This is a genomic window from Streptomyces sp. NPDC029292, from assembly GCF_055569295.1.
On record NZ_JBVHXR010000002.1, the window covers coordinates 108,796 to 132,371 of the forward strand.

Sequence of the window (23,576 nt, forward strand, 5' to 3'; positions counted from 1 at the left end):
GACGGGCTAAGAATCAGCCCCTCCGGCGTTCGAGGAGCGGGGGGCCAGGGGGCAGCGCCCCCCCGGCGGGGTCTGGGGCGGAGCCCCAGGATGGGGACGGGCAGGGGCGGCGGGGGCGAAAACCTTCACCGCCCGAGCAGCGGCGGCGCCGCCGAAAACCCTCACCCCACCGAAAGCTCCGCAGCCATCGCCGCGCGCAAGCGCAACGTCGTGACGAGGCGCTGAAAGGCCTCGGCCCAGTAGCTGCCGGCTCCCGGCGCCGAGTTCTCCGACTCGTCGGGCACCCCCGTGAGCCCCTCGAGCCGCCGGGCCTCCCCCGGGTCGAGACACCGCTCGGCCAGCCCCATCACCCCACTGAAGCTCCACGGATAACTCCCCGCGTCCCGCGCGATATCGAGCGCGTCGACCACCGCCCGCCCGAGCACCCCCGCCCAGGGCACCGCACACACCCCGAGCAACTGAAACGCCTCGGACAACCCGTGCGTCCCGATGAACCCCGCCACCCACTCCGCCCGCTCGGCGGAGCCCAGCGTGCCGAGCAGCTTCGACCGCTCCGCCAGCGACACTGCCCCGGGCCCCCCGGCCTCCGGGGCGGAGGGCGCCCCGAGCAGCGCCCTGGACCACCCGGGGTCCCGCTGCCGCACCGCCGCCCGGCACCACGCGGCATGCAACTCGCCCTGCCAGTCGTCCGTCACGGGCAGGGCTACGATCTCCTCCGGCGTACGCCCCCCGAGCCGCCCCGGCCAGCTCGCGAGCGGCGCCGCCTCGACCAACTGGCCCAGCCACCACGACCGTTCACCCCGTCCCGACGGAGCTTTCGGCACCACTCCGTCCCGCTCCATGCCCGCGTCGCACTCGTGCGGCGCCTCGACCACGATCGTGGGCTCGCCGAGCGTACGGTCGACGGCCACGCACGAACCGGCCCGGGCCGCCATCCGCGCGGCGAGCGCCGACCCCGGCAACGCGGACAGCAACTCCGCCGCCGTCGCCCGTACGTTGCGGCTCCGGTCGGTCAGTGCCCGCTCCAGGAACGGCTCGTCCGCCGCGCACAGCCCCGACCGCAGCGAGTCGAGGAACATCAGCCGGTCCTCGGCCCGCTCCGTCGCCCATGTCGTGGCGAGCAACTCGCGTGCGGCGGCCGGTTCCTTGGCCCGTATCGTCGAAAGCAGCGCGACCCGCTCGGCGAACAACCCCTCCTGCCACAGCTGTTGTACGCGCTCGGCCTCCTCCGGGCCCGGCAGCGCGGCGCCGCCGCCCGGCGAGGAACGCAGCGCGAACCGCCACTCCGTGTTCAGCCGGGCCAGCCAGAGCGCCCTCGGTCCGGCGAAGGCCAGGGCCGCGGGGCGCAGATCCGTGCGTCCCCGGGCCGCATCGAGGAGCGCGGGCAGGGCCTCGGGGGGCGCCGCGAATCCGCGCGCGTTCGCCAGGGAGAGCCACTGGGGCAGCAGCTCCATGAGGTCCGGCGCCGTCCCCCTGCGGCCACCACCCCCCGTGCCGGGCCGGTCCGCCAGCAGCATCGCCAGCCTGCGGACCGCCGCGGGTGGCAACGCCGGCCGGGGATCCCGCGCCGCGGGCTCCGGCCGGGCAGCCGCTCGCGCGGCCCGCACCCCGGCCCGCCGCCGCAGCGTCTCCACGGCAGCCGCGTCCAGCAACGCCACCGGCGCCTCCCGCCCCGGCGCCCACCCGGAAGGCGTACGCCGCTCGGTCCCGAGCAACGCCACGGTGACGAGTTCCTCCCATGAACTCCCGGCGGGCGCGCCCGCGGAAGCGGAGGTCGTGTTCATGAGCGTCCTTTCCGTACGGAGGTGGGTATGCCGCTCGGTCAGCACAGCGGCACGGCCTCTCCCGCTCCCTCGGGCCAGGCCGTCAGGGGAGTGAAGCCGCGGTGGCCGCACTCGCCGAAGACCGCGACGGGGGCGCCGCCGGAGAGGGCGGCGAGGCGCCACAGACCGGGGCGGGGGGACGGGGCGAGCGGCAGCGCCAAGTCGCCGTCGGCGTCCGCCAGTTGCCAGGTGTCGCCGTCCGGGGTGGGGATGACCCGGTCCAGGGTGACCGGGCAGGAATCCAGCCAGGGGTCGGCCCGCAGGGCCTCGCCGTAGTGCGCAGCCGCCTGGGGTGTGGTCACTCCTGGCGGCCGTATCGCCGCGGGCGCGGGAGGCGTGAACTGCTCGCCCAGCGCGACCCGCGGCTGCCCGGCGCCCGGGTACGCGGACACCTCCGCCTCGAAGGCCAGCCCCACGGGCAGCGCCAGCTCCGGCGCGCGGCCGGCGGCCCCATAGGAGAGGAGCAGGACCGTGCGGCCGGACTCCGCCCCGTACAGCCAGATCCTGCGGGTCGTGAGCCGGGCGTCCGCCGTGTCGTACTGGGCGAGGACCAGCCAGCGGTCCCGCACCGGCGGGCCGTCCGCCGAGCCGGAGAGCCCGACCCGGGAACGGACCGTCGCGGCCAGGCCGTCCGGCAGTCGCTCACGCCGCAGCCAGCCCTGGTCGAGGAGATGGAGCAGCGCGCACTCCTCGAGGAGCCGCACCGGCCAGCCGGGGCCGGACGACGGGATCGCCCCCAACTCCCGCACCCGCGCGGCCAGACCTGGTGCCTGCGCGTCGACCATGCGGGCCGCGGTCTCCTCCCACAGCCCGTACCCCGCCTGCTCGGCCGTGGCCAGGCCGCCGCGCAGCAGATCCGCCAGCCGCTGCTCCAACTCCGCCGCCCCCGCGGTGATCCGCTCGGCCCGCCGCTCCGCCCTGCGCCGCGCCGCCTCCGGATCGCCCGACGACGCTCCAGATGCCCCGCCCGCCGTCCTCTTCTCCTGCGCGCGCTTCCTTCTCCCCTCTATCCACTGCTCCGCCCAGTCCGGCACCTGCCCCCGCGGCACCGTGCCGTCCTCGCCCGCCCAGAGCAGCAGCAGCCCCAGCGCGTGCTTGCACGGGAACTTGCGGCTCGGGCAACTGCACTTGTAAGCGGGCCCGGTGGAGTCCGCGATGTCGATGACCGTCTGATACGGCTTGCTGCCACTGCCCCTGCACAGTCCCCATACCGTCCCCTCGTCAGAACTGCCCGCCTCCGACCACGGCCCGGCCGCGCCGAGTTTGCTTCCGGCCTTGCGTGACGCGGCGTCAGGCGCCAGTGCCAGCACCTGATCCGCAGTCCAGCGCACCCCCTGCTGAGTCATGCCATCGAAGGTAGGTCCCGCCACTGACAATCGACTGTCGCGAGCGCGTTTGTGCAGGTCAGAGGCGATTGTCAGTGGCGTGGTGCACGGTGGAACCAGATCCGAACCGGCGAAGCTGGAGGGGGACTAGCCATGTCTGTGTCCGTTGAACCGACGTCCGTCAATCCGCCCGCGGGAGAGCTCGCGGGAGAGTCCGTGGGGGAGCCCGTGGAAGCGGCCTCGGGCGAGGCGAGCGAGGCGTTGCGGCCGCACGCCGAGGACGCCTTCGCCGCCGAACTCGCCGCGCTGGCCGCGCAGGACGACCGGCCCCGCCCGGCCCGCTGGCGGATGTCGCCGTGGGCGGTGGCGACCTACCTGCTGGGGGGCACGCTGCCGGACGGCACGGTGATCACACCCAAGTACGTGGGGCCGCGCCGCATCGTCGAAGTCGCCGTCACCACCCTCGCCACGGACCGGGCGCTGCTCCTGCTCGGTGTGCCCGGCACCGCGAAGACCTGGGTGTCCGAGCATCTGGCCGCCGCGGTCAGCGGGGACTCGACCCTGCTCGTGCAGGGCACGGCGGGGACGCCGGAGGAGGCGATCCGGTACGGCTGGAACTACGCGCAGCTGCTCGCGCACGGCCCGAGCCGGGACGCGCTCGTGCCGAGCCCCGTCATGCGGGCCATGGCCGAGGGTATGACCGCCCGTGTCGAGGAGCTGACCCGCATCCCGGCCGACGTACAGGACACGCTGATCACGATCCTGTCGGAAAAGACCCTGCCGATACCGGAGTTGGGGCAGGAGGTGCAGGCCGTCGGCGGCTTCAACCTGATCGCCACGGCCAACGACCGCGACCGCGGGGTCAACGAACTCTCCAGCGCCCTGCGCCGCCGCTTCAACACGGTGGTGCTGCCGCTGCCGGAGAGCGCCGACGCCGAGGTCGACATCGTCTCGCGCCGCGTCGACCAGATCGGCCGCTCCCTCGACCTGCCTGCCGTGCCCGACGGCGTCGCCGAGATCCGCCGCGTCGTCACGGTCTTCCGCGAGCTGCGCGACGGGATCACGGCGGACGGGCGTACGAAGCTGAAATCGCCCAGCGGCACACTGTCCACCGCCGAGGCGATCTCCGTCGTCACCAACGGCCTCGCCCTCGCCGCCCACTTCGGCGACGGCGTCCTGCGCGCGAGTGACGTCGCCGCCGGCATCCTCGGCGCCGTCGTCCGCGACCCGGCGGCCGACCGCGTCATCTGGCAGGAGTACCTGGAAGCGGTCGTCCGTGAGCGGGACGGCTGGAAGGACTTCTACCGGGCCTGCCGGGAGGTGAGCGCATGAGCGGAGCCCAGCCGGACGGTGGGCCGCTGCTGCTCGGCGTGCGGCATCACGGGCCCGGGTCGGCGCGGGCCGTGCGGGCCGCGTTGGAGGCGGCGGCTCCCCGGGTCGTGCTGATCGAGGGGCCACCGGAGGCGGACGCGCTCATCCCGCTCGCCGCCGACAAGGACATGCGGCCTCCCGTCGCCCTGCTCGCCCATGTCGTGGACGAGCCCGGTCGTTCGGCGTTCTGGCCGCTGGCCGAGTTCTCGCCGGAGTGGGTGGCGATCCACTGGGCCCTGGACCACGGAGTCCCGGCGCGCTTCATCGACCTCCCGGCGACGCACACGCTGGCGTGGGGGAAGGAGGGGTCTCCTTCGGAAGACGAGGAGTCTCCTCCGGAAGACGAGGGTGCACCCTCGGAAGGCAAGGGGTCACCCTCGGAAGCCAAGGAGGGTTCGTCTCCCTCCGACGCCGAAGCCATCCGGATCGACCCCCTCGGCGTGCTGGCCGAGACGGCCGGTTACGACGATGCCGAGCGCTGGTGGGAGGACGTGGTCGAGCACCGGGGCGGAGCCGGGGCCGATCCGTTCGCACCGTTCACCGTGCTCGAGGAGGCGATGGCGGCGCTGCGGGAGGTGTACGGGGTCGGAGGACATGACCGGGACCTGGTCCGGGAGGCGTACATGCGGCTCCAGGTGCGGTCGGCGCAGCGGGAGTTCGGGGACGACGTGGCCGTGGTGTGCGGGGCCTGGCATGTGCCCGCGCTGCGTCAGAAGAGCGGCGTCGCCGCCGACCGGGCGTTGCTGAAGGGGCTGCCCAAGGCGAAGGCCGACATGACGTGGGTGCCGTGGACGCACCGCCGGCTGTCCCGGGTCAGCGGGTACGGCGCGGGCATCGACTCGCCGGGTTGGTACGGGCATCTGTTCGACGCCCCCGACCGGCCGGTCGAGCGCTGGATGACGAAGGTCGCCCGGCTGCTGCGCGACGAGGACAGGATCGTGTCGTCCGCGCACGTCATCGAGGCGGTGCGGTTGGCCGACACGCTCGCCGCGATGCGCGGCCGCCCATTGCCGGGGCTGACCGAGACCACCGACGCCGTACGGGCCGTGATGTGCGAGGGCTCGGACGTGCCGCTGGCGCTCGTGCACGACCGGCTGGTGGTCGGCGATGTGCTGGGGGAGGTGCCGGAGTCCGCCCCCGCGGTGCCGTTGCAGCGCGACCTCGGGCGGCTCCAGCGCCGGCTGCGGCTCAAACCGGAGCCGTTGGAGCGGGAGTTGGAGCTCGACCTGCGCAAGGAGACCGATGCCGGGCGCAGCAGACTGCTGCACCGGCTGCGGCTCCTGGGCGTCGCGTGGGGCGAGCCCGCGGTGTCGCGGGGCAGCACCGGCACCTTCCGGGAGACCTGGCGGCTGCGCTGGGAGCCGGAGCTGTCCGTGCGGGTCGCCGAGGCCGGGGTCTGGGGCACCACCGTGCTCGCCGCGGCGACCGTCAAGGCCGAGGCGGACGCCGTCGCCGCGCACGCCCTGGCCGATGTCACGGCACTCGCCGAGCGCTGTCTCCTCGCCGAACTCCCCGACGCGCTGCCCGTGGTGATGCGGGTCCTCACCGACCGGGCCGCCCTCGACGCGGACGTCGGCCACCTCGCCCAGGCCCTGCCCGCACTGGTCCGTTCCCTGCGCTACGGCGACGTACGCGGCACGGACACGCACGCCCTCACCGACGTCGCGGCGGGCCTCGCCGAGCGGATCTTCGTCGGCCTCCCACCGGCCTGCGCGGCCCTCGACGCCGAGGCCGCCGAGGAGATGCGGCGCCATGTGGACGCGGTGCACGGCGCGGTGGGGCTGCTGGGCGAGACGGCCACCACGGCGCCACCGGGCGAGACACCGTCACCGGGCGGCATACCGTCACCGGGCGGCGCACGGTCACCGAGCGGCACACCGACATCCGGCGGCATACGCGGCCGCTGGCACTCCGTGCTCCGGGTGCTGGCCGGGCGTGACACCGTGCCGGGGGTGATCCGTGGGCGGGCCGTGCGACTGCTGCTGGACGAGGGCGAGCTGGGGCAGGAGGAGGCCGCCCGGCTCATGGGGCTCGTGCTGTCGCCGGGGACGGCGCCGGGGGACGCGGCCGCGTGGATCGAGGGGTTCGTCGGGGGTGGCTCCGGGGGCGGGATGCTGCTCGTGCACGACGAGCGGCTGCTCGGGCTGGTGGACGCGTGGCTGACCGGGGTGCCGACGGAGGCGTTCACCGACGTGCTGCCACTGCTGCGGCGGACGTTCTCGGCGTACGAGTCCGGGGTGCGCAGGACGCTGGGCGAGCTGGTCCGGCGTGGACCGGGAGCGCGGGGGAGCATGGCGGTCGCCACCTCGGGGATACCCGGGTTCGCCCCCGGCCTCGACCTCGAGCGCGCGGACGCCGTACTGCCGGTGCTGAGCCTGTTGCTCGGGCTGGATGAATCCGATGACGTCAACGACCTTGTGGGGGTGACCCGATGACCGCGGCACCGGTGGACGTGACCGACGAGCGGCTCCGGCGCTGGCGGCTCGTGCTCGGCGGTGAGGAAGCGGACGGCACCGGGTGCGTGCTCGCCGGGCAGGACGCCGCGATGGACGGGGCGCTGGCCGCGCTGTACGGGAAGGGGGGCAAGGCCCAGTCGGGGCGGGACCGTTCGGCGGGGCTCGGGGCGTCCGCGCCGTCCGTCGCGCGCTGGCTCGGGGACATCCGGACGTACTTCCCGTCGTCCGTGGTGCAGGTGATGCAGCGGGACGCCATCGACCGGCTCGGGCTGTCCACCCTGCTGCTGGAGCCCGAAATGCTGGAGGCGGTGGAGGCCGACGTGCACCTGGTCGGCACCCTCCTCTCCCTCAACAAGGCCATGCCGGAGACAACCAAGGAGACCGCGCGGGCCGTCGTGCGCAAGGTCGTCGAGGACCTGGAGAAGCGGCTCGCGACCCGCACCCGGGCCACGCTCACCGGCGCCCTCGACCGCAGCGCCCGCATCAGCAGGCCCCGCCACCACGACATCGACTGGAACCGCACGATCGCGGCGAATCTCAAGCACTACCTGCCCGAGTACCGCACGATCGTGCCCGAGCGGCTGATCGGCTACGGGCGCGCCTCGCAGTCCGTGAAGAAGGAGGTCATCCTCTGCATCGACCAGTCGGGGTCGATGGCGGCGTCCGTCGTCTACGCCTCGGTGTTCGGCGCCGTCCTCGCGTCCATGCGGTCCATCAACACCCGGCTCGTCGTCTTCGACACGGCCGTCGTCGACCTCACCGACCAGCTCGACGACCCGGTCGACGTCCTCTTCGGTACGCAGCTTGGCGGCGGCACGGACATCAACAGGGCGCTCGCGTACTGCCAGTCGCAGATCACCCGGCCCGCCGACACGGTCGTCGTGCTGATCAGCGACCTCTACGAAGGGGGGATACGCAACGAGATGCTCAAGCGGGTCGCGGCGATGAAGGCGTCCGGGGTGCAGTTCGTGACGCTGCTCGCGCTGTCCGACGAGGGGGCACCCGCGTACGACCGTGAGCACGCGGCGGCGCTCGCGGCCCTCGACGCGCCGGCGTTCGCCTGTACGCCCGACCTGTTTCCCGAGGTGATGGCGGCGGCGATCGAGAAGCGTCCACTGCCGATACCGGACACCAGGTGAGAGGAGTTGAAAAAACGGACATGACTACCCATCGGTAACAGGGGACTTGCGCAACCTCGGGAGTCCCGTGCGAGGATCGACGCGTCTTCAGAGCCCCGTCGCACGGGAGGACCCTCCCCCTCTTGACCCTGTCAGCCGCACTGCCCGGTGCCGCTCTACGCGTGATGCGTACGGCGGCCGGACGACGTGCGCTGCAAGTGGTGCTGCTGGTGGGCGGGTTGTTCGCTCTCGGCTTCCTCTGCGGGGAGCAGGCGCATGCGGCGGACGGCGCGGTGCCGACGACTCCGGCGCAGGTCGTTCAGTCGGCGCAGGGGGCGAAGGAGTCCGTGAGATCGGGTACTTCGGCCCCCGAGGTGGGGTCGATCCCGTCGACCACGGCCACGGTCACGCACGTCACCGTCACCGTCACCGACGCCGTGGCGCATGTCAGCGACACCGTCCGCCACGTCGCCCGACCGGCCGCAGACGCCGTCGTACGACCGGCCCTGGACAACCTCGTGCGACCGGCCGCGGACAACCTCGTGCGACCGGCCGCCGGCAAGGTCGTACCGCCGATCGCCGGCAAGGTCGTACGACCGATCGGCGACCTGGTGGAATCGGTCACCGGTGGGCTGGCCGAGGCTCCGCGCAAGGCGCTGCCGTCCCTGCCCGGGCTCCCCTCGCTGCCGGGTCAGCCGGCGCTCCCCGGCGTGGGTGGCGGGACTCCGCCCGCCGTCGGTTCGGCTCCGCGGCAGTCGGGCGGGCCGACGCGGCAGCCGGGCGCGGTCGTCGAGGACGGCTCGCGGCACCGGCGTCAGGCGGCAGGGACCGTGTCCGCGTACGGGCCCATCGGCGTCGGCGCGTGGGCCGGAGGCGCTGAGGCGCGCCGCGGCCGGCCCGGCGTACTTTTCGCGCACGCGCCCGTCCAGCAGGCGCCCCCCGGCGACCCGACCGGCGCGCTGGGCAACCAGTCCGCGGTCGACACCGGCACGCCGCGGCACGGCGATGCGCATGCCGTCACTCCGAACCACCGGGCGCCGCTGCGGCTCGTGTCCGGAGCGTCCGTGGTCGTGACCGCGGACGGGACCCGGGACAGGTACCGGGACATTCCCGTTTTCCCCGGCTAGGGCAGCCCTTCCCCCGCTGAATGACCTGCCGCGCGGGGGCGGAACAGGTCTGCCCGCCGTCCGGACGCCCCTCCGATCCCCGGACGGAAGCCCCGGAAATCTCCCGGAATGTCCCGGAACTCTCGGAATCCCGAAGGATCTGACGCAAGCATGAACAAGAACATCCGCCGTTCCATCGTCATAGCCGCCGGTGTCACCGGCGCGTGGGCGCTCGGCTCCGCCGTCGCCAGTGCGGACGAGCTGCCCGCGTCCTCCGTATCCGCTCCCGACGTGAGCGTCGATGTCACGGACACCGTCGGCGCGGTCACCGACACCGTCGACGGCGTCGTCGGGAATGTCACGAGTGACGTCCAGAGCACCGTCTCCGGCGTCACCGGCGGCACGGCCGTCGACGGTGCGACCTCGACCGTCACGGAGACCGCCACGGACACCGTCACCAGCACCGCCGCCAAGGCGCAGTCCACGGTCGGTGCCACCCAGGTCAAGAAGAGCGCCACCACCGCGGCGGCGCAGACCGCCGACCACGCCCGCCGCTACGTCGACGCCGAGGTCCCCTCCGTGACCCACCTCTCGCAGGCCAAGGCCGCCGCGTCCAAGGCGGCGGCTGTCGCGGACCAGGCCACCGGCAAGGCCAAGGAGGCCGTAGCCGACGTCAGCGCCCCCCAGGACGAGATCGACTACCTGTTCGGTCCGCTCGCGGCCTTCGCGCCGGAGCTGGAGGAGGCCCTCGCCGGGGCGCAGACCAAGCTCGCGGCCGCCCAGCGCACCGCCGCCGCGGTGCCGTCCGCCGCGCAGGCCAAGGTCCAGCAGACCGTCGCCACCGCCGGAAAGACCGCCGGAAGTACCGCAGGGACGACGGTCACCGGCGCCCGCCGGACCGTCACCGGCGCCCCCGCCCAGGTCCAGGGCGCCGTCGGCACCACCACGGGCATCGCGGTCCCGGTCGTCGACGAGACCGCTGCCGCCGTCCTCCCGCCGGTCGCCGCCACCGCCGTCCACGGCGTCACCCCGGTCGTGGACCACGCCGTCGGCCAGGTGACGCCGCTGGCGTACGGAGCCGTGGGCAACGCGACCGCGCTGGCGTACGACGTCGCCGGTGACGCGACGACCCTCGCGCACGGTGCCACGGGCGACGCGGGCACCCTGGCGTACGGCGCCGTCGGGGACGTACAGCCGTTCGCCGGAGGCCTCGTCGGCCAGGTCGCCGACGACGCGGCCGCCTCCGTTCTGCCGCCCGTCGCCGCGACCGCCGTGCACGGCGTCGTCCCGGTCGCCGGGCAGGCCGTCGGGGACGCTGGCGCGCTGGCGTACGGCGTGACCGGCGACGTGCGGCCCTTCGCGGGCGGGGTCGTGGGCGACGCGGGCACGCTCGCGTACGGCGTCACCGGCCAGGTCGCCCCCTTCGCGCACGGCGTGACCGACCAGGTGCAGCCCTTCGCCGGTGGCGTGGCCGGCGCGGTGCAGCCGGTCGTGCAGACCGTGGTGGATCAGGTCCAGCCCGTCACGTACGGCGTCGGCCACAGCGCCAACAACCTGGCGTACGGCGTGGCCGGCGACGTCCAGCCGTTCGCGGGCGGAGTCGTGGAGGAGGTCGACCCGTTCGCTCACGGTGTCGTCGGCCAGGTCTCCCCGTTCGCGCAGGACCTCACCGGAACCGCCGAGGCCACCGGCGGCCCCCTGGCGGGCAACGCCGGCACCGGCGTCCAGGGCGTGGCCCAGTCGGTCGCGCCGAGCTACGCGCAGAACGTCCAGTACGGCACGTACTCCATCTGACACACCCCCTGCCGTACGTCGGTGACGACCGGCGACGCCGACGTACGGCACCCGAACGACTCCGCGGGGCCACGGCCCTGTACGGCCGAAAGCCGTCGGTCCGTGCGACCGAAACCCCGCGGATGGGGCGGGTGGTCCCCATTGGGGTGGGGACCACCCGCCCTGCGCCCCTTAGGGGCTGTTCAAGGGGCCTCACCAGGCAAACCCCAGCCTGGTGAGGCCCTGTTCTGGCCAGATCTGTGACAGGTATCACCGCTCAGGTGTGATCTGTGATTTAGGGACCCGCGTCCAGCGGCGATAACCTGCGAGACGGACATGCCGCGCGCTCGGACACCGTGTGCGCCACCCTTGTGACAGCGGACGTCACGTTGCCCTTCGCGGCACGCCCACGCAGACAACGAACCGCGAGATCACTGATAGGGACGGACGCGCGTGGACCTGTTCGAGTACCAGGCGAGGGACCTCTTCGCCAAGCACGGTGTACCGGTGCTGGCCGGTGAAGTCATTGACACGCCTGAGGCAGCCCGCGAGGCGACCGAGCGCATTGGCGGCAAGTCCGTCGTCAAGGCGCAGGTGAAGGTCGGTGGCCGTGGAAAGGCCGGTGGCGTGAAGCTCGCCGCCACCCCGGACGAGGCCGTCGCCCGCGCGACGGACATCCTCGGCATGGACATCAAGGGCCACACGGTCCACAAGGTGATGATCGCCGAGACCGCGCCCGAGATCGCCGAGGAGTACTACGTTTCGTACCTCCTCGACCGCACCAACCGCACCTTCCTCGCCATGGCGTCCGTCCAGGGCGGCGTGGAGATCGAGGTCGTCGCGGAGGAGAACCCCGACGCCCTCGCGAAGGTCCCGGTCGACGCCAATGAGGGCGTCTCGATCGAGAAGGCCCGCGAGATCGTCGCCCAGGCGAAGTTCCCGGCCGAGGTGGCCGAGCAGGTCGCCGAGATCCTGGTGACGCTGTGGGACACCTTCGTCAAGGAGGACGCCCTCCTCGTCGAGGTCAACCCCCTCGCCAAGGTCGCCGACGGCCGCGTCATCGCGCTCGACGGCAAGGTGTCGCTGGACGAGAACGCCGAGTTCCGTCAGCCGGAGCACGCCGCGCTTGAGGACAAGGAGTCGGCCAACCCGCTCGAGGCCGCCGCCAAGGAGAAGAACCTCAACTACGTCAAGCTCGACGGCGAGGTCGGCATCATCGGCAACGGCGCGGGTCTCGTCATGAGCACCCTCGACGTCGTCGCGTACGCCGGTGAGAACCACGGCGGCGTCAAGCCCGCCAACTTCCTCGACATCGGCGGCGGCGCCTCCGCCGCGGTCATGGCGAACGGCCTGGAGATCATCCTCGGCGACCCGGACGTCAAGTCCGTCTTCGTCAACGTCTTCGGTGGCATCACCGCCTGCGACGAGGTCGCCAACGGCATCGTCCAGGCGCTGCAGCTGCTCAAGGACAAGGGCGAGGAAGTCACCAAGCCCCTCGTCGTCCGCCTCGACGGCAACAACGCCGAGCTGGGTCGCAAGATCCTGTCGGACGCCAACCACCCGCTCGTGCAGCGCGTGGACACCATGGACGGCGCGGCCGACAAGGCCGCCGAGCTGGCCGCGGCCAAGTAAGGGACGAGGGAAAACCACAGCCATGGCTATCTTCCTCAACAAGGACAGCAAGGTCATCGTCCAGGGCATGACCGGTGCCACGGGCATGAAGCACACCAAGCTCATGCTGGCCGACGGCACGAACATCGTCGGTGGCGTCAACCCGCGCAAGGCGGGCACGTCCGTCGACATCGACGGCACCGAGGTCCCGGTCTTCGGTACGGTCGCCGAGGCGATCGAGAAGACGGGCGCCAACGTGTCCGTCCTCTTCGTGCCGCCGGCCTTCGCCAAGGCCGCCGTCGTCGAGGCGATCGACGCGGAGATCCCCCTCGCCGTCGTCATCACCGAGGGCATCGCCGTCCACGACTCCGCCGCCTTCTGGGCGTACGCGAAGTCGAAGGGCAACAAGACCCGCATCATCGGCCCGAACTGCCCCGGTCTCATCACCCCGGGCCAGTCGAACGCCGGCATCATCCCGGGCGACATCACGAAGCCGGGCCGCATCGGCCTGGTCTCGAAGTCCGGCACGCTGACGTACCAGATGATGTACGAGCTCCGTGACATCGGCTTCTCGTCGGCCGTCGGCATCGGTGGCGACCCGGTCATCGGCACCACGCACATCGACGCGCTCGCCGCGTTCGAGGCCGACCCCGACACCGACCTGATCGTCATGATCGGTGAGATCGGCGGCGACGCCGAGGAGCGTGCGGCGGACTTCATCGCGAAGAACGTGACGAAGCCGGTCGTCGGCTACGTCGCCGGCTTCACCGCGCCCGAGGGCAAGACCATGGGCCACGCCGGCGCCATCGTCTCCGGCTCCTCCGGCACGGCCGCCGCGAAGAAGGAGGCCCTCGAGGCCGCCGGCGTCAAGGTCGGCAAGACGCCGACCGAGACGGCGAAGCTCGCGCGCGAGATCCTCGCGGGCTGAGTTTCTCAGCTGAACGCCGGTGGGCCCGTACCCCTTGGGGGTGCGGGCCCACCGGCGTTTTCCGCGGCTTCCGCGGCGTTACCAGTCCTCCGGGATGAGCCTTCCCGGGCCGCTCACCGTTTCCGACTTGAGCTTGTGGTGCAGTTTCAGCTGCTGCTGGGACAGGGGGCCGGGGGCCGCCCGGGGCGGCAGGCCGCGGACCGTCGCGCCCGGGGCCAGTGGGGCCTCGTAGTGGTCCGGGGCCGTTCTGAGCGTCAGCGTCGTGGTGCACATGAGCAGGACCGTGAAGGCGATGGCGGCGCGGGTCCAGTGGCGGGCGCGCCGTTCGCTGCCCGAGCGGACCGTGGGGGGTTTCGCGGCGCGCAGCCGTTCCGTGCCGGCGAGTTCGGTGAGACGCCGGTGCAGTTCGTCCGGCACCGCCAGCTCCGGCAGGCGCGCGGTGATGGCCTCACGCGCGTGCAGCAGCCGGTTGGCCGCGGCGGGCGTGCTCGCCTCCGTTTCGGCCGCGGTTTCGGGCAGGTCGAGCCCGACACCGTCGTACAGCAGCAGCGTGCGCCGGTACACGGGCGGCAGCTTCAGGAGTACGTCGAGCAGCGCGCGGTCGGCCGTATCGGCGGGCGGCGCCTCCGGGTGCCGGTGCCGGAGGCGCATCCGGTGCCAGGGGGAGAGCGCGTACTCGTACGCCGTCGCCCGCACCCACCCGGCCGGATCCCGGTCCACGGCCACCTCGGGCCAGCGGTGCCAGGCCAGTTGAAAGGCGCGCTCCACGGACTCGCGCGCCAGCTCGCGCCGCCCGGTGAGCAGATACGTCTGCCGTACGAGGGCGGGGGCGCAGAACGCGTAGAGCGCGTCGAAGGCCTGAGCGGGCGTCAGAGTGGGGGGCGCAGGCTCTGGCAGCCCGACCTCGGCGCCCTGACCCGTCGGGGCCGGTGCCCCCTCCTCGCATGCGAGGTCCTCGGCGGCGCCCACCAGCGCGGGGACGGGGCGCTCGTGACGAAGGGGCACCTCGGCCTCGGCGGGCACGGGGTCCGGCGCGGTCAACAGCTGTGCGTACGCTTCCCGTTTGCGGCCGCGCGGTGTCGTACGGCCGGTCTCCCACGAGCGCACCGTCTCGCGGGTGACGCCCAAGCCGATGGCAACGTCGGCCTGGGTCAGCGACTTGGCCTCGCGCAGGCGGCGGCGCTCGTCGGGGGGCGGCAAGGGGGTAGGGCTCTGCTTCACAGGGCGCCCCTTCGTACGAAAAAGTGCATAGCTGCATATTGAGCGACACATCCGGGGTTCGCCTGTTACGACGAGAAAGCGCGTGTCGTTGGGAGCATGGCGGTCGTGACCCAGATGACCGACCGCAGGCTGTCGTTGTCGCCCCTGCTCACCCGGATGCGCGACCGATCCCCCGGACTGGCCGCCAGCCTCCTGGGTGGCGCCCTCGCGGCGGGGCTCGGGCTCGGCTCGTTCGCCGTCCTCGTCATGGTGCTGTGGATCAGCTCGCCGTACCCGGACAGCGGGCCCGGCGGAGCGTTGCACGCCGCCGCCGCGCTGTGGCTGCTCGCGCACGGCGCCGAACTCGTGCGCACCGACACGCTCTCCGGCGCGCCCATGCCGGTGGGCATCACGCCGTTGCTCCTGATCGTGCTGCCGGTGTGGCTGCTGCACCGGGCGGCGCGCGACGCCGCGGCCGACGCCGAGACCGAGGCGACGCCCCGTACGGCGTGGGCCGGGGTCGTCGCCGGCTATCTGGCCGTCGGCGGGGCCGCCGTGCTGTACGCCTCGGGCGGGGAGTTGCGGCCCTCCTTGATGTGGACCGCCGTATGCCTGCCGCTGCTCGCCGGGGTCGCGGCGGCGGCGGGGGTGTGGACGGCGTACGGCCGTCCGCGGGGGCCCATGCCGGCGTGGGGGCGCCGCGCGCTTGAGGCGCTGCCTTCCGGCGTACGCCGTTTCGTCACGGCCGATGTGCTCGCGCCGGAGGGCCGGACGGTCTTCGGGGGTGCGGCGCGGGCCGCCGGGGCCGGGGTCGCGGTGCTCGTGGGGGGTGGGGCGGCGCTCGTGGGTGGCTCGCTGGTGTGGCACGGGGGGCTTGCCCGCGACGCGTTTCTGCAGCTCACCGAGGGGTGGTCGGGACGTTTCGCCGTACTGCTGCTCTGTCTGGCGCTGGTGCCGAACGCGGCGGTGTGGGGGGCGGCGTACGGGCTCGGGCCCGGGGTCGTCCTGGGGGCCGGGCATGTGACCGGGCCGTTGTCCTCGGCCGCGCCGGGGGCGCTGCTGCCCGCCTTTCCGCTGCTGGCCGCGGTGTCGGGGGCGGGGGCGGGGGCGCCGTGGGGTTGGGCGGGTGGGGTGGTGCCGGTGGCTGCGGGGGTGACGGTGGCGTGGTTCGTGGTGGGGGTGGCGGTGCGGCCGGATGAGGTGTGGTCCCGGGGGCGGATCGTCGCCGCCGTGTCGCTTGCGGCGGGGATCTGCGGGGTTGTGCTGGCCGTGCTGGCCGGGGTGGCGGGTGGGGCGCTGGGGGTGCGGGCGTTGGCCCATTTCGGGCCGGTGTGGTGGCAGGTGGGGCCTGCGGCGGTGGTGTGGACGTGGGTGGTCGGGGTCCCTGTGGCTGTGGGGTTGCGTGGGTGGCGGCTTCGGGAACGTGGGGTGGGGTTGGGCGTGCGGGGGCGTGGGCGCCGGCTTCGTGTGGCGTTGCCGTCCTTGCCTTCGTGGCTTTCCCGGCGGAAGCGGGGCGGTCCTGACCGGGCGACGCCGCAGGCGTCTGCTGCCCAGGTCAAAGTCCAGGCCCAGGCCGTGGTCTCGGACGCCACGGCTGAGGACTTCGAGCCGTACGACTTTCTTCCGTCCGACAGCACGGGCTCCCCTTGGCACGAGGACATGTCCCGCGAATCCCGCTGGGCGGCGCTGAGGGAGGCGTCCACGCTTGAGGAGCCGCCGGACGCGACGTGAACCGAGGGGTTTTCGCCCCCGCCGCCTCTAGCCGCCCCTACCCTTCCCGTACCTGGGGGCTACCGCAGATTTCAGCCCCTCCGGCGTTTGAGGAGCGGGGTCTGGGGCGGAGCCCCAGGAAGGGACGGGTAGGGGCTGCGGGGGCGGAAAACACACCCCCCACAGCCGTCAGCCCCGCGTCCCCAGCAACCCCCGCAGATCCTTCGGCAGAAGGTCGTTGCAGGACTGCTTCGCGGCGTTGGTGAGCGCGTCGTTCGTGCAGTTGTAGTAGTCGCTGTAGACGAACTGGGCGGTGAAGGTCGCGGCGACCATGGCGATGGCCAGGGAGGCGGTGACCAGCCCGCTCACCGCGGCCGTCGTCTGCGGGCGGACGTTCTGGTCGGGCGTCGGAGCGTCCGGGTCCGGGGTGCGGGGCTTGGCGCGGAGTGCGCTGCCGCCCCAGTACAGGGCGAGCGCGCCGAGCAGCAGGGCGACGTACGGCCAGCTGAAGAGGGCGAAGAAGAACGCCCACATGCCGGAGAGCAGCGCGTAGCGCGCGCGGCGCTGGGCCGGGTCCGTCGGATCCCAGCGCATTCCGCTCCCCGGACCTCCGCCGGGCCCCTCCGGACCGCCCTGCCCCTGCGGCGCACCGGGCCGGTCACCGAAACCGCCGCCGGACGAGGGCCCGGGCTGCCGGTCGCTCCACTGGCTGCCCCACGGGGACTGTCCGGACTGCGGCCCGGACCCACTGTTGTCGTCCGGACCCTGCCCGTTCGCGGGCCGCCTCGGCTGCCACGGCCGGTCGGGTGTCCCCTCCGGCGGCGGAGCGAACGGATTGTCTTCCGGGGCCGGGGCCGGGGCCGAGGGATCCGCGGAGTGCGGGGGATCCGTAGGACGTGGGGGATGCGGGGGAGGAGCGTCCTGGCCCCGCCCGCCCGCGGAGCCGCTCTCGCCTGCCGAGCTGCTCGTGCCGCTCCCGCCGCTCTCGCCCGAGGAGTCGTGCCCCCCTGCGGAGCCGTGTCCGCTCTCCCGCGGCGGGGTAGGCGAAGGGCGCCGCTCGCGCAGCAGCAGCGGAGGGAGTCGGAGACTGCGGTCCGGCATCAGGTGTGCGTCTTCCCCTTGGTGGTTCTGGCGGGCGGCGTGTCCGCACAGCATCGTGCCGGCGACGCGCGCCCCGTGCTTCCTGCCCGAGGCTCACGCCCCGACCATTCGATCCTGCGACCGCCCGATCCTGCGACCGTTCGTTCCCGTGACCGCCCGTTCCCGTGACCGCCCGGCCCTGTGACCGGCCGATCCCGCGACCACGCGCCCCAGGACGCGCGCCCAGGTATTCCCTCCCAAGGCCCGCGGCCCCGAGTGTTCATACCCGTCCCAGGTCAACGTCCCACGCGCGCAGGGCGTTCCCCGCGTCGGACGGTGTTCCCAGGTGGGCCCTCCCCAGACGCTACCTTCCGGCCACGCCCCCGTCCCGTGGGGGCCGCCCGGTGTGCCGGTATCGTTGCTGACGGTCGGCCGCTTCGTAGACTTCCCCGTATCCGGGGGCGCGAAGCATTCGTACGACCGTACAAACGCTCCCCCGAGAAAGGGCCCCGTCGTGGCCAAGGCCAAGCGCCTCGTCGTGCTGGTCTCCGGATCAGGTACGAATCTGCAGGCACTGCTCGATGCCGTCGCGGAGGCAGGCCCTCAGGCCTACGGAGCCGAGATCGTGGCCGTCGGGGCCGATCGCGACGGGATCGAGGGGCTCGCGCGCGCCGAGCGTGCCGGGCTGCCGACCGTCGTGTGCAAGGTCAAGGACTACGGCAGCCGGGACGAGTGGGACCGCGCGCTCACCGAGGCCGTGGCCGCCCACGAGCCCGATCTCGTCGTCTCGGCCGGGTTCATGAAGATCGTGGGGAAGGAATTCCTCGCCAGGTTCGGCGGGCGGTTCGTCAACACGCACCCCGCCCTGCTGCCCAGTTTCCCGGGATCCCACGGCGTACGTGACGCGCTCGCGTACGGCGCGAAGGTCACCGGATGCACCGTCCACTTCGTCGACGACGGCGTCGACACCGGACCGATCATCGCTCAGGGCGTGGTCGAGGTCCGGGACGAGGACGACGAGAGCGCTCTGCACGAGCGCATCAAGGAAGTCGAGCGAAGGCTGCTCGTCGATGTCGTGGGGCGGCTCGCCCGCAACGGCTATCGCATTGAGGGACGAAAGGTAGTTATCCAGTGACCGCCGACCGCACAGTCACGGCCGAGAGCACCGAGGGCACCGAGGGCACGAAGCGGGCCATCCGTCGCGCGCTCGTCAGCGTCTACGACAAGACCGGGCTCGAGGAGCTCGCGCGCGGGCTGCACGAGGCCGGTGTCGAGCTCGTCTCCACCGGCTCCACCGCCGCGAAGATCGCCGCGACCGGCGTCCCCGTCACCAAGGTCGAGGAGCTGACCGGCTTCCCCGAGTGCCTGGACGGCCGCGTCAAGACCCTGCACCCCAAGGTCCACGCGGGCATCCTCGCCGACCTGCGGCTCGAGGACCACCGGCGGCAGCTGGAAGACCTGGGCGTCGAGCCGTTCGACCTGGTCGTGGTCAACCTCTACCCCTTCCGCGAGACCGTGGCCTCGGGTGCGACGCCCGACGAGTGCGTCGAGCAGATCGACATCGGCGGTCCGTCGATGGTCCGTGCCGCCGCCAAGAACCACCCGTCCGTGGCCGTGGTCACCAGCCCCGCCCGGTACGGCGACGTCCTCGCCGCCGTCAAGACCGCCGGCTTCGACCTCCGCACCCGCAAGCGGCTCGCCGCCGAGGCCTTCCAGCACACCGCCTCCTACGACGTCGCGGTCGCCTCCTGGTTCGCGGACGACTACGCGGCCGTCGACAACAGCGGCTTCCCCGACTTCCTGGGCGCGACGTACGAGCGCAAGAACACCCTCCGCTACGGCGAGAACCCGCACCAGGGTGCCGCGCTGTACGTCGACGGCACGGGCGGTCTCGCCGAGGCCGAGCAGCTGCACGGCAAGGAGATGTCGTACAACAACTACACGGACACGGACGCCGCGCGCCGTGCCGCGTACGACCACGAGGACCCGTGCGTCGCGATCATCAAGCACGCCAACCCGTGCGGGATCGCGGTCGCCTCGAACGTCGCCGAGGCGCACCGCAAGGCGCACGCCTGTGACCCGCTGTCCGCCTTCGGCGGCGTGATCGCGGTCAACCGGCCGGTGACGAAGGAGATGGCCGAGCAGGTCGCCGAGATCTTCACCGAGGTCATCGTGGCGCCCGAGTACGAGGACGGCGCCCTCGAAGCCCTCACCAAGAAGAAGAACATCCGGGTACTGCGCGCCCACAGGGCGCCCGCCAACCCGGTCGAGATCAAGCCGGTCGACGGCGGCGCGCTGCTCCAGGTCACCGACCGCCTCCAGGCCGACGGCGACAACCCGGCGAGCTGGACCCTCGCGACCGGTGAGGCCCTGAACGAGGGCGAGCTCGACGAGCTGGCCTTCGCCTGGCGGGCCTGCCGCGCCGTGAAGTCCAACGCGATCCTGCTCGCCAAGGACGGTGCCTCGGTCGGCGTCGGCATGGGCCAGGTCAACCGCGTCGACTCCGCGAAGCTCGCGGTCGAGCGGGCGGGCGCCGAGCGTGCGCGTGACGCGTACGCGGCCTCGGACGCGTTCTTCCCGTTCCCCGACGGCCTGGAGATCCTCGCCGAGGCGGGCGTCAAGGCCGTGGTCCAGCCCGGCGGTTCAGTCCGCGACGAGCTGGTCGTGGATGCCGCGAAGAAGGCGGGCATCACGATGTACTTCACGGGGACGCGTCACTTCTTCCACTGAGCGGAACCCGGCAGCACGACACGGCGCCTCCGGCCCCCTCGGGAGAGGCCGGAGGCGCCGTACGCCCCTCGAGAGGGGCTTGCGCACCTCCCGAGAGCCCACACGGTAGTCCTTGGGCACCTACACGGCGTACGGGATCGCTTACCGAGAGGCCCGCGTCGGGAGGCGCCATCAGGACGACGGGTTTGAAGAACACCCCGTCCGCCAAGCGGCGCCTGAAGAAGCGCAGGCGCAAGGAGGCACTGCGGGCGAAGGACATCAACCACAAGATCGCGAAGCATGTGGTGGCCGAGGCAGAACGCACCGGTCGCGGGATCGCCCTGGAGGACCTGGGCGGGATCCGCGAACGGGTACGGCTTCGAAAGCCCCAACGGGCCACTCTCCACTCCTGGGCCTTCCATCAGCTCGGGAGGTGCATCACGTACAAGGCCCGCAAGGCGGGGGTGCCGGTGGTGTACGTCGATCCGGCGTACACCTCGCGTACCTGTGCCGAGTGTGGGCACATCGACAAGGCGAACCGGGTCTCGCAGGCCTGGTTCGCGTGCCGGTCCTGCGGATTCGTTGATCACGCAGACCGGAACGGCTCCCGCAACATCCGCGCCCGCGCGTGGGAGTTGTGGCGACGTGGGGCCGGGTCAACGGCCCCTGCCCCGCCCCGAACACTCCGGGGTGAGGCTGGACGCAAACGCAGCATCACCGCCAGTGATGCCCGTTGTGCAAGCCCGGCGCTTTAAGTACTGGGTAGTTGACGGTAGACAGACGCACCAAGACCGTGTCCCTGTTGGTGCAGAGTGAGACACGGCCCTTGGAACGAATGGCGTGAAGTCGCCCGGGAGGTCAGTAGCGCGGACGCTTGAACCAGTCGGCGCTGGCGCGCTTGGAGGCGAAGACGATCAGCAGGATGGAGACGATGATGATGATGGCCCCGAGGCCGTAGGCCGCGAGCATGAAGATGCCGGTGACGATCGCGAACGAGCCGTAGACGATCGAGCAGACCCGGACGCCGTTGGCCCCCGACGCGTACTGCAGGAGAAGGACGACACCGAGTATCGCGAAGACGGCCGCGAGACCCAGGAAGAAGACGACGACGCCCTTGCCGAGGTCGGCGTACCGCTGGGCCTGGGAGTCGCCGGAGATCCCGGCCTCCACCATGGTCTTGTCCCACTGCGAGAGCGTGTAGCCGTAGATCGCCGCGATGATGGCGTGGGCCAGCGCGATCACGACGACCATGATCTGCGCGGCGCGCGTGATGCCCGGCATCTGGGCGGGGACTCCGGGGACACCGGGGTAGCCCGCGCCGTAGGGCTGCTGGAGCGGCGGGGCCGCCGGGTAGCCGTAGCCCGGCTGGGGCGGGGCCTGCTGCGGGTAGCCGTAGCCGGGAGCGGCGGGGGGCTGCTGGGGCGGCTGCCCGTAAGGGTTGTTCGGGTCGCCGAAACTCATGGCGGGTTTTCCTCCGTTGCCTGGGCGGGGACGAAGCGCGGCACGGTTCGGAGGAATTTCTACAGAGCGGTCCGTCCCCCCGGTACTGCCCGCGGCACTGTGCTGCTCATGGTTCTTTAGCAGCCTCTTACTTGTCCAGCCGCAATCCCTATGTGTTGTGCAAGTGCAACATCGGTGATCATGGTCGGATACGGCCGAAACGGGCTGCGGAAAGGCCGCCCGGGGGCCGGATTGGAACCAGGACCGGGTCATCCGGGAGGATGGGGTCATGACCGCCCAGATTCTCGATGGCAAGGCCACCGCAGCCGCGATCAAGTCCGATCTGACCGCCCGCGTGGCGGCCCTGAAGGAGAAGGGCGTCACGCCCGGCCTCGGGACGATCCTGGTCGGGGACGACCCCGGCAGCCAGAAGTACGTCGCCGGCAAGCACCGCGACTGCGCCCAGGTGGGCATCGCCTCCATCCAACGCGAACTGCCCGCGACCGCCACCCAGGAGGAGATCGAGGCGGTGGTCCGCGAGCTGAACGAGGACCCCGACTGCACCGGCTACATCGTCCAGCTGCCGCTCCCCAAGGGCATCGACGAGAACCGCATCCTGGAACTGATGGACCCGGACAAGGACGCGGACGGCCTGCACCCGATGAACCTCGGGCGCCTCGTCCTCAACGAGCCCGCGCCGCTGCCCTGCACCCCGAACGGCGTCCTGACCCTCCTCCGCCGCTACGGCGTCGAGATCAAGGGCGCCGAGGTCGTGGTCGTCGGCCGGGGCGTGACCATCGGCCGCCCGATGCCGCTGCTGCTGACGCGACGCAGTGAGAACGCCACGGTCACCCAGTGCCACACCGGCACCCGTGACCTGTCCTCCCACCTGAAGCGCGCCGACATCATCGTCGCCGCGGCGGGCTCCGCGCACCTCATCAGGGCCGAGGACGTGAAGCCGGGCGCGGCCGTCCTCGACGTCGGTGTCTCGCGCAGCGCCGAGGGCAAGATCGTCGGAGACGTCCACCCGGACGTCGCCGAGGTCGCCGCGTGGATCTCCCCGAACCCGGGCGGCGTCGGCCCGATGACCCGCGCCCAGCTGCTCGTCAACGTGGTGGAAGCGGCGGAGCGCAGTGTCGGCTGAGGGCAACTCCGAGGACACCGGAGCGCGGGGCGCCCGGCCGACGGTACGGGAGCCGGAGGGCGCCGACCCGGCCGTACGGGACACGCCGGGCGGCGACGCCGAGAAGGACGTACCGGCCGCGGAGAGCGCGGCCGCCGGGAACGGCGCACAGGACCGGGAGGGCACGGGCGGCGAGCCGGTCGTGCCGGACGACGGTGCCGAGGGTGCCGAGCCGGTCGTGCGGGACGCCGTCAGCGCCCCCGACGCCGAGGGGAAGCCGCGGCGCACCACGCGGCGCTTCCCGCGGATCACCAGGGACACCGCGCGGCCCGAGGGCGGCGGCCGGGCGGCACCCGGGGACGCCCCCGCGCCCGCGCGTCAGTGGCCGATCCTCACCGTGCTCTCGGCCGTCGGGCTGGGGCTGCTGCTGACCGCCCTCGACGTGTTCCGGTTCGGCACGATCCTGATCGGCGCCGCGCTGCTGGCCGGCGGCGTGCTGCGCTGGATACTGCCCGACGTGGGCATGCTCGCGGTCCGCTCCCGCTTCACGGACATGGTCACGTACGGCGTGCTCGGCGTGGCCATCGTGCTGCTCGCGATGATGGCGCAGCCCAGCCCGTGGCTGGAGATCCCGTTCCTCGACGACACCCTGCACTTCACGATCCGCTGAGCGGACCGCGGCCCGTCCTCTCCCCCGAGTAAGGACGGGCCGCGACCGGGCGGGTGTTCCGCCCGGGGACAACACTTGTGCACAGGAACAGGCTGTTCAACAGCCGGCAGTTCGCTGTGGCACGGAAGTGACC

17 protein-coding genes and 1 pseudogene are annotated in these 23,576 nt (G+C 72.6%); 13 read left to right on the top strand and 5 right to left on the bottom strand.

From position 1 onward, the window contains the following. Positions 1 to 161: 161 nt before the first annotated feature. Positions 162 to 1,784: a DUF5691 domain-containing protein gene (locus ACZ4WS_RS05335; protein ID WP_467977366.1), complete on the bottom strand. Its 1,623-nt coding sequence runs from the start codon at positions 1,782 to 1,784 to the stop codon at positions 162 to 164. A gap of 38 nt (positions 1,785 to 1,822) precedes the next feature. Next, positions 1,823 to 3,169 (bottom strand): SWIM zinc finger family protein, encoded by a 1,347-nt coding sequence (locus tag ACZ4WS_RS05340; RefSeq protein ID WP_467977367.1) that lies wholly within the window; start codon positions 3,167 to 3,169, stop codon positions 1,823 to 1,825. Positions 3,170 to 3,301: 132 nt separating this feature from the next. On the opposite strand from ACZ4WS_RS05340, the gene ACZ4WS_RS05345 reads away from it, so the two are divergent. The 7 genes from ACZ4WS_RS05345 (at position 3,302) to sucD (ending at position 13,511) form a co-directional block, all read left to right on the top strand. Further along, positions 3,302 to 4,480 carry an ATP-binding protein gene (locus ACZ4WS_RS05345; protein WP_467977369.1) on the top strand — a complete coding sequence of 393 codons (1,179 nt, stop codon included), beginning with the start codon at positions 3,302 to 3,304 and terminating at the stop codon, positions 4,478 to 4,480. Beyond that, positions 4,477 to 6,954, top strand: coding sequence for a DUF5682 family protein (locus ACZ4WS_RS05350; RefSeq protein ID WP_467977371.1), 2,478 nt, complete (start codon positions 4,477 to 4,479; stop codon positions 6,952 to 6,954). Before ACZ4WS_RS05345 ends, ACZ4WS_RS05350 begins: the two co-directional genes overlap by 4 nt. Next, positions 6,951 to 8,114, top strand: a complete 1,164-nt coding sequence (locus ACZ4WS_RS05355; protein WP_467977373.1) for a VWA domain-containing protein — start codon at positions 6,951 to 6,953, stop codon at positions 8,112 to 8,114. Before ACZ4WS_RS05350 ends, ACZ4WS_RS05355 begins: the two co-directional genes overlap by 4 nt. Positions 8,115 to 8,236: 122 nt before the next feature. Beyond that, entirely contained in the window at positions 8,237 to 9,220 is a 984-nt protein-coding gene (locus ACZ4WS_RS05360; protein WP_467977375.1) for a hypothetical protein, read from the top strand. 150 nt (positions 9,221 to 9,370) lie between these two features. Then, positions 9,371 to 10,993, top strand: coding sequence for a hypothetical protein (locus ACZ4WS_RS05365; protein WP_467977377.1), 1,623 nt, complete (start codon positions 9,371 to 9,373; stop codon positions 10,991 to 10,993). Between the two features lie 432 nt (positions 10,994 to 11,425). After that, positions 11,426 to 12,604, top strand: coding sequence for an ADP-forming succinate--CoA ligase subunit beta (gene sucC / locus ACZ4WS_RS05370; protein ID WP_467977379.1), 1,179 nt, complete (start codon positions 11,426 to 11,428; stop codon positions 12,602 to 12,604). 22 nt (positions 12,605 to 12,626) lie between these two features. Further along, complete coding sequence (gene sucD, locus ACZ4WS_RS05375) at positions 12,627 to 13,511, top strand: succinate--CoA ligase subunit alpha (RefSeq protein ID WP_467977381.1); 885 nt, start codon at positions 12,627 to 12,629, stop codon at positions 13,509 to 13,511. A gap of 78 nt (positions 13,512 to 13,589) precedes the next feature. On the opposite strand, the gene ACZ4WS_RS05380 is transcribed toward sucD, so the two are convergent. Next, positions 13,590 to 14,732, bottom strand: coding sequence for a sigma factor-like helix-turn-helix DNA-binding protein (locus ACZ4WS_RS05380; protein WP_467977382.1), 1,143 nt, complete (start codon positions 14,730 to 14,732; stop codon positions 13,590 to 13,592). A 96-nt stretch (positions 14,733 to 14,828) separates the two neighbouring features. On the opposite strand from ACZ4WS_RS05380, the gene ACZ4WS_RS05385 reads away from it, so the two are divergent. Continuing rightward, positions 14,829 to 16,442, top strand: a complete 1,614-nt coding sequence (locus ACZ4WS_RS05385; RefSeq protein ID WP_467977384.1) for a cell division protein PerM — start codon at positions 14,829 to 14,831, stop codon at positions 16,440 to 16,442. A gap of 168 nt (positions 16,443 to 16,610) precedes the next feature. Here the strand turns inward: ACZ4WS_RS05385 and ACZ4WS_RS05390 are convergent, their stop codons facing one another. After that, entirely contained in the window at positions 16,611 to 17,522 is a 912-nt protein-coding gene (locus ACZ4WS_RS05390; protein WP_467977386.1) for a hypothetical protein, read from the bottom strand. Positions 17,523 to 18,015: 493 nt separating this feature from the next. Between ACZ4WS_RS05390 and purN the strand changes: the two genes are divergently transcribed. The 3 genes and pseudogenes from purN to ACZ4WS_RS05405 all read left to right on the top strand — a co-directional run. Next, positions 18,016 to 18,636: a phosphoribosylglycinamide formyltransferase gene (gene purN, locus ACZ4WS_RS05395; protein ID WP_467977388.1), complete on the top strand. Its 621-nt coding sequence runs from the start codon at positions 18,016 to 18,018 to the stop codon at positions 18,634 to 18,636. After that, positions 18,633 to 20,231: a bifunctional phosphoribosylaminoimidazolecarboxamide formyltransferase/IMP cyclohydrolase gene (gene purH, locus ACZ4WS_RS05400; protein ID WP_467977390.1), complete on the top strand. Its 1,599-nt coding sequence runs from the start codon at positions 18,633 to 18,635 to the stop codon at positions 20,229 to 20,231. The genes purN and purH overlap by 4 nt, the downstream gene beginning before the upstream one ends. Before the next feature lie 188 nt (positions 20,232 to 20,419). After that, a pseudogene (locus ACZ4WS_RS05405) lies at positions 20,420 to 20,965 on the top strand (RNA-guided endonuclease InsQ/TnpB family protein); the annotation flags it as partial. Between the two features lie 103 nt (positions 20,966 to 21,068). On the opposite strand, the gene ACZ4WS_RS05410 reads toward ACZ4WS_RS05405, so the two are convergent. Beyond that, entirely contained in the window at positions 21,069 to 21,671 is a 603-nt protein-coding gene (locus tag ACZ4WS_RS05410; protein ID WP_467977392.1) for a phage holin family protein, read from the bottom strand. Positions 21,672 to 21,939: 268 nt separating this feature from the next. On the opposite strand from ACZ4WS_RS05410, the gene ACZ4WS_RS05415 reads away from it, so the two are divergent. Together ACZ4WS_RS05415 and ACZ4WS_RS05420 are read left to right on the top strand one after the other, a co-directional pair. Further along, a complete protein-coding gene (locus ACZ4WS_RS05415) occupies positions 21,940 to 22,794 on the top strand; it encodes a bifunctional methylenetetrahydrofolate dehydrogenase/methenyltetrahydrofolate cyclohydrolase (RefSeq protein WP_467977393.1) in 855 nt (284 codons plus the stop codon). Between the two features lie 181 nt (positions 22,795 to 22,975). Then, complete coding sequence (locus ACZ4WS_RS05420) at positions 22,976 to 23,443, top strand: DUF3017 domain-containing protein (RefSeq protein ID WP_467978291.1); 468 nt, start codon at positions 22,976 to 22,978, stop codon at positions 23,441 to 23,443. The last annotated feature ends 133 nt before the right edge of the window (positions 23,444 to 23,576 follow it).

Bases quoted from the DNA above. Each gene is read 5' to 3' on its own strand.
- ACZ4WS_RS05335 (WP_467977366.1), bottom strand. From the start codon at position 1,784: ATGAACACGACCTCCGCTTCCGCGGGCGCGCCCGCCGGGAGTTCATGG.
- ACZ4WS_RS05340 (WP_467977367.1), bottom strand. From the start codon at position 3,169: ATGACTCAGCAGGGGGTGCGCTGGACTGCGGATCAGGTGCTGGCACTG.
- ACZ4WS_RS05390 (WP_467977386.1), bottom strand. From the start codon at position 17,522: ATGCCGGACCGCAGTCTCCGACTCCCTCCGCTGCTGCTGCGCGAGCGG.
- ACZ4WS_RS05410 (WP_467977392.1), bottom strand. From the start codon at position 21,671: ATGAGTTTCGGCGACCCGAACAACCCTTACGGGCAGCCGCCCCAGCAG.
- ACZ4WS_RS05355 (WP_467977373.1), top strand. From the start codon at position 6,951: ATGACCGCGGCACCGGTGGACGTGACCGACGAGCGGCTCCGGCGCTGG.
- ACZ4WS_RS05350 (WP_467977371.1), top strand. From the start codon at position 4,477: ATGAGCGGAGCCCAGCCGGACGGTGGGCCGCTGCTGCTCGGCGTGCGG.
- ACZ4WS_RS05385 (WP_467977384.1), top strand. From the start codon at position 14,829: ATGGCGGTCGTGACCCAGATGACCGACCGCAGGCTGTCGTTGTCGCCC.
- sucD (WP_467977381.1), top strand. From the start codon at position 12,627: ATGGCTATCTTCCTCAACAAGGACAGCAAGGTCATCGTCCAGGGCATG.
- ACZ4WS_RS05415 (WP_467977393.1), top strand. From the start codon at position 21,940: ATGACCGCCCAGATTCTCGATGGCAAGGCCACCGCAGCCGCGATCAAG.
- ACZ4WS_RS05365 (WP_467977377.1), top strand. From the start codon at position 9,371: ATGAACAAGAACATCCGCCGTTCCATCGTCATAGCCGCCGGTGTCACC.
- ACZ4WS_RS05345 (WP_467977369.1), top strand. From the start codon at position 3,302: ATGTCTGTGTCCGTTGAACCGACGTCCGTCAATCCGCCCGCGGGAGAG.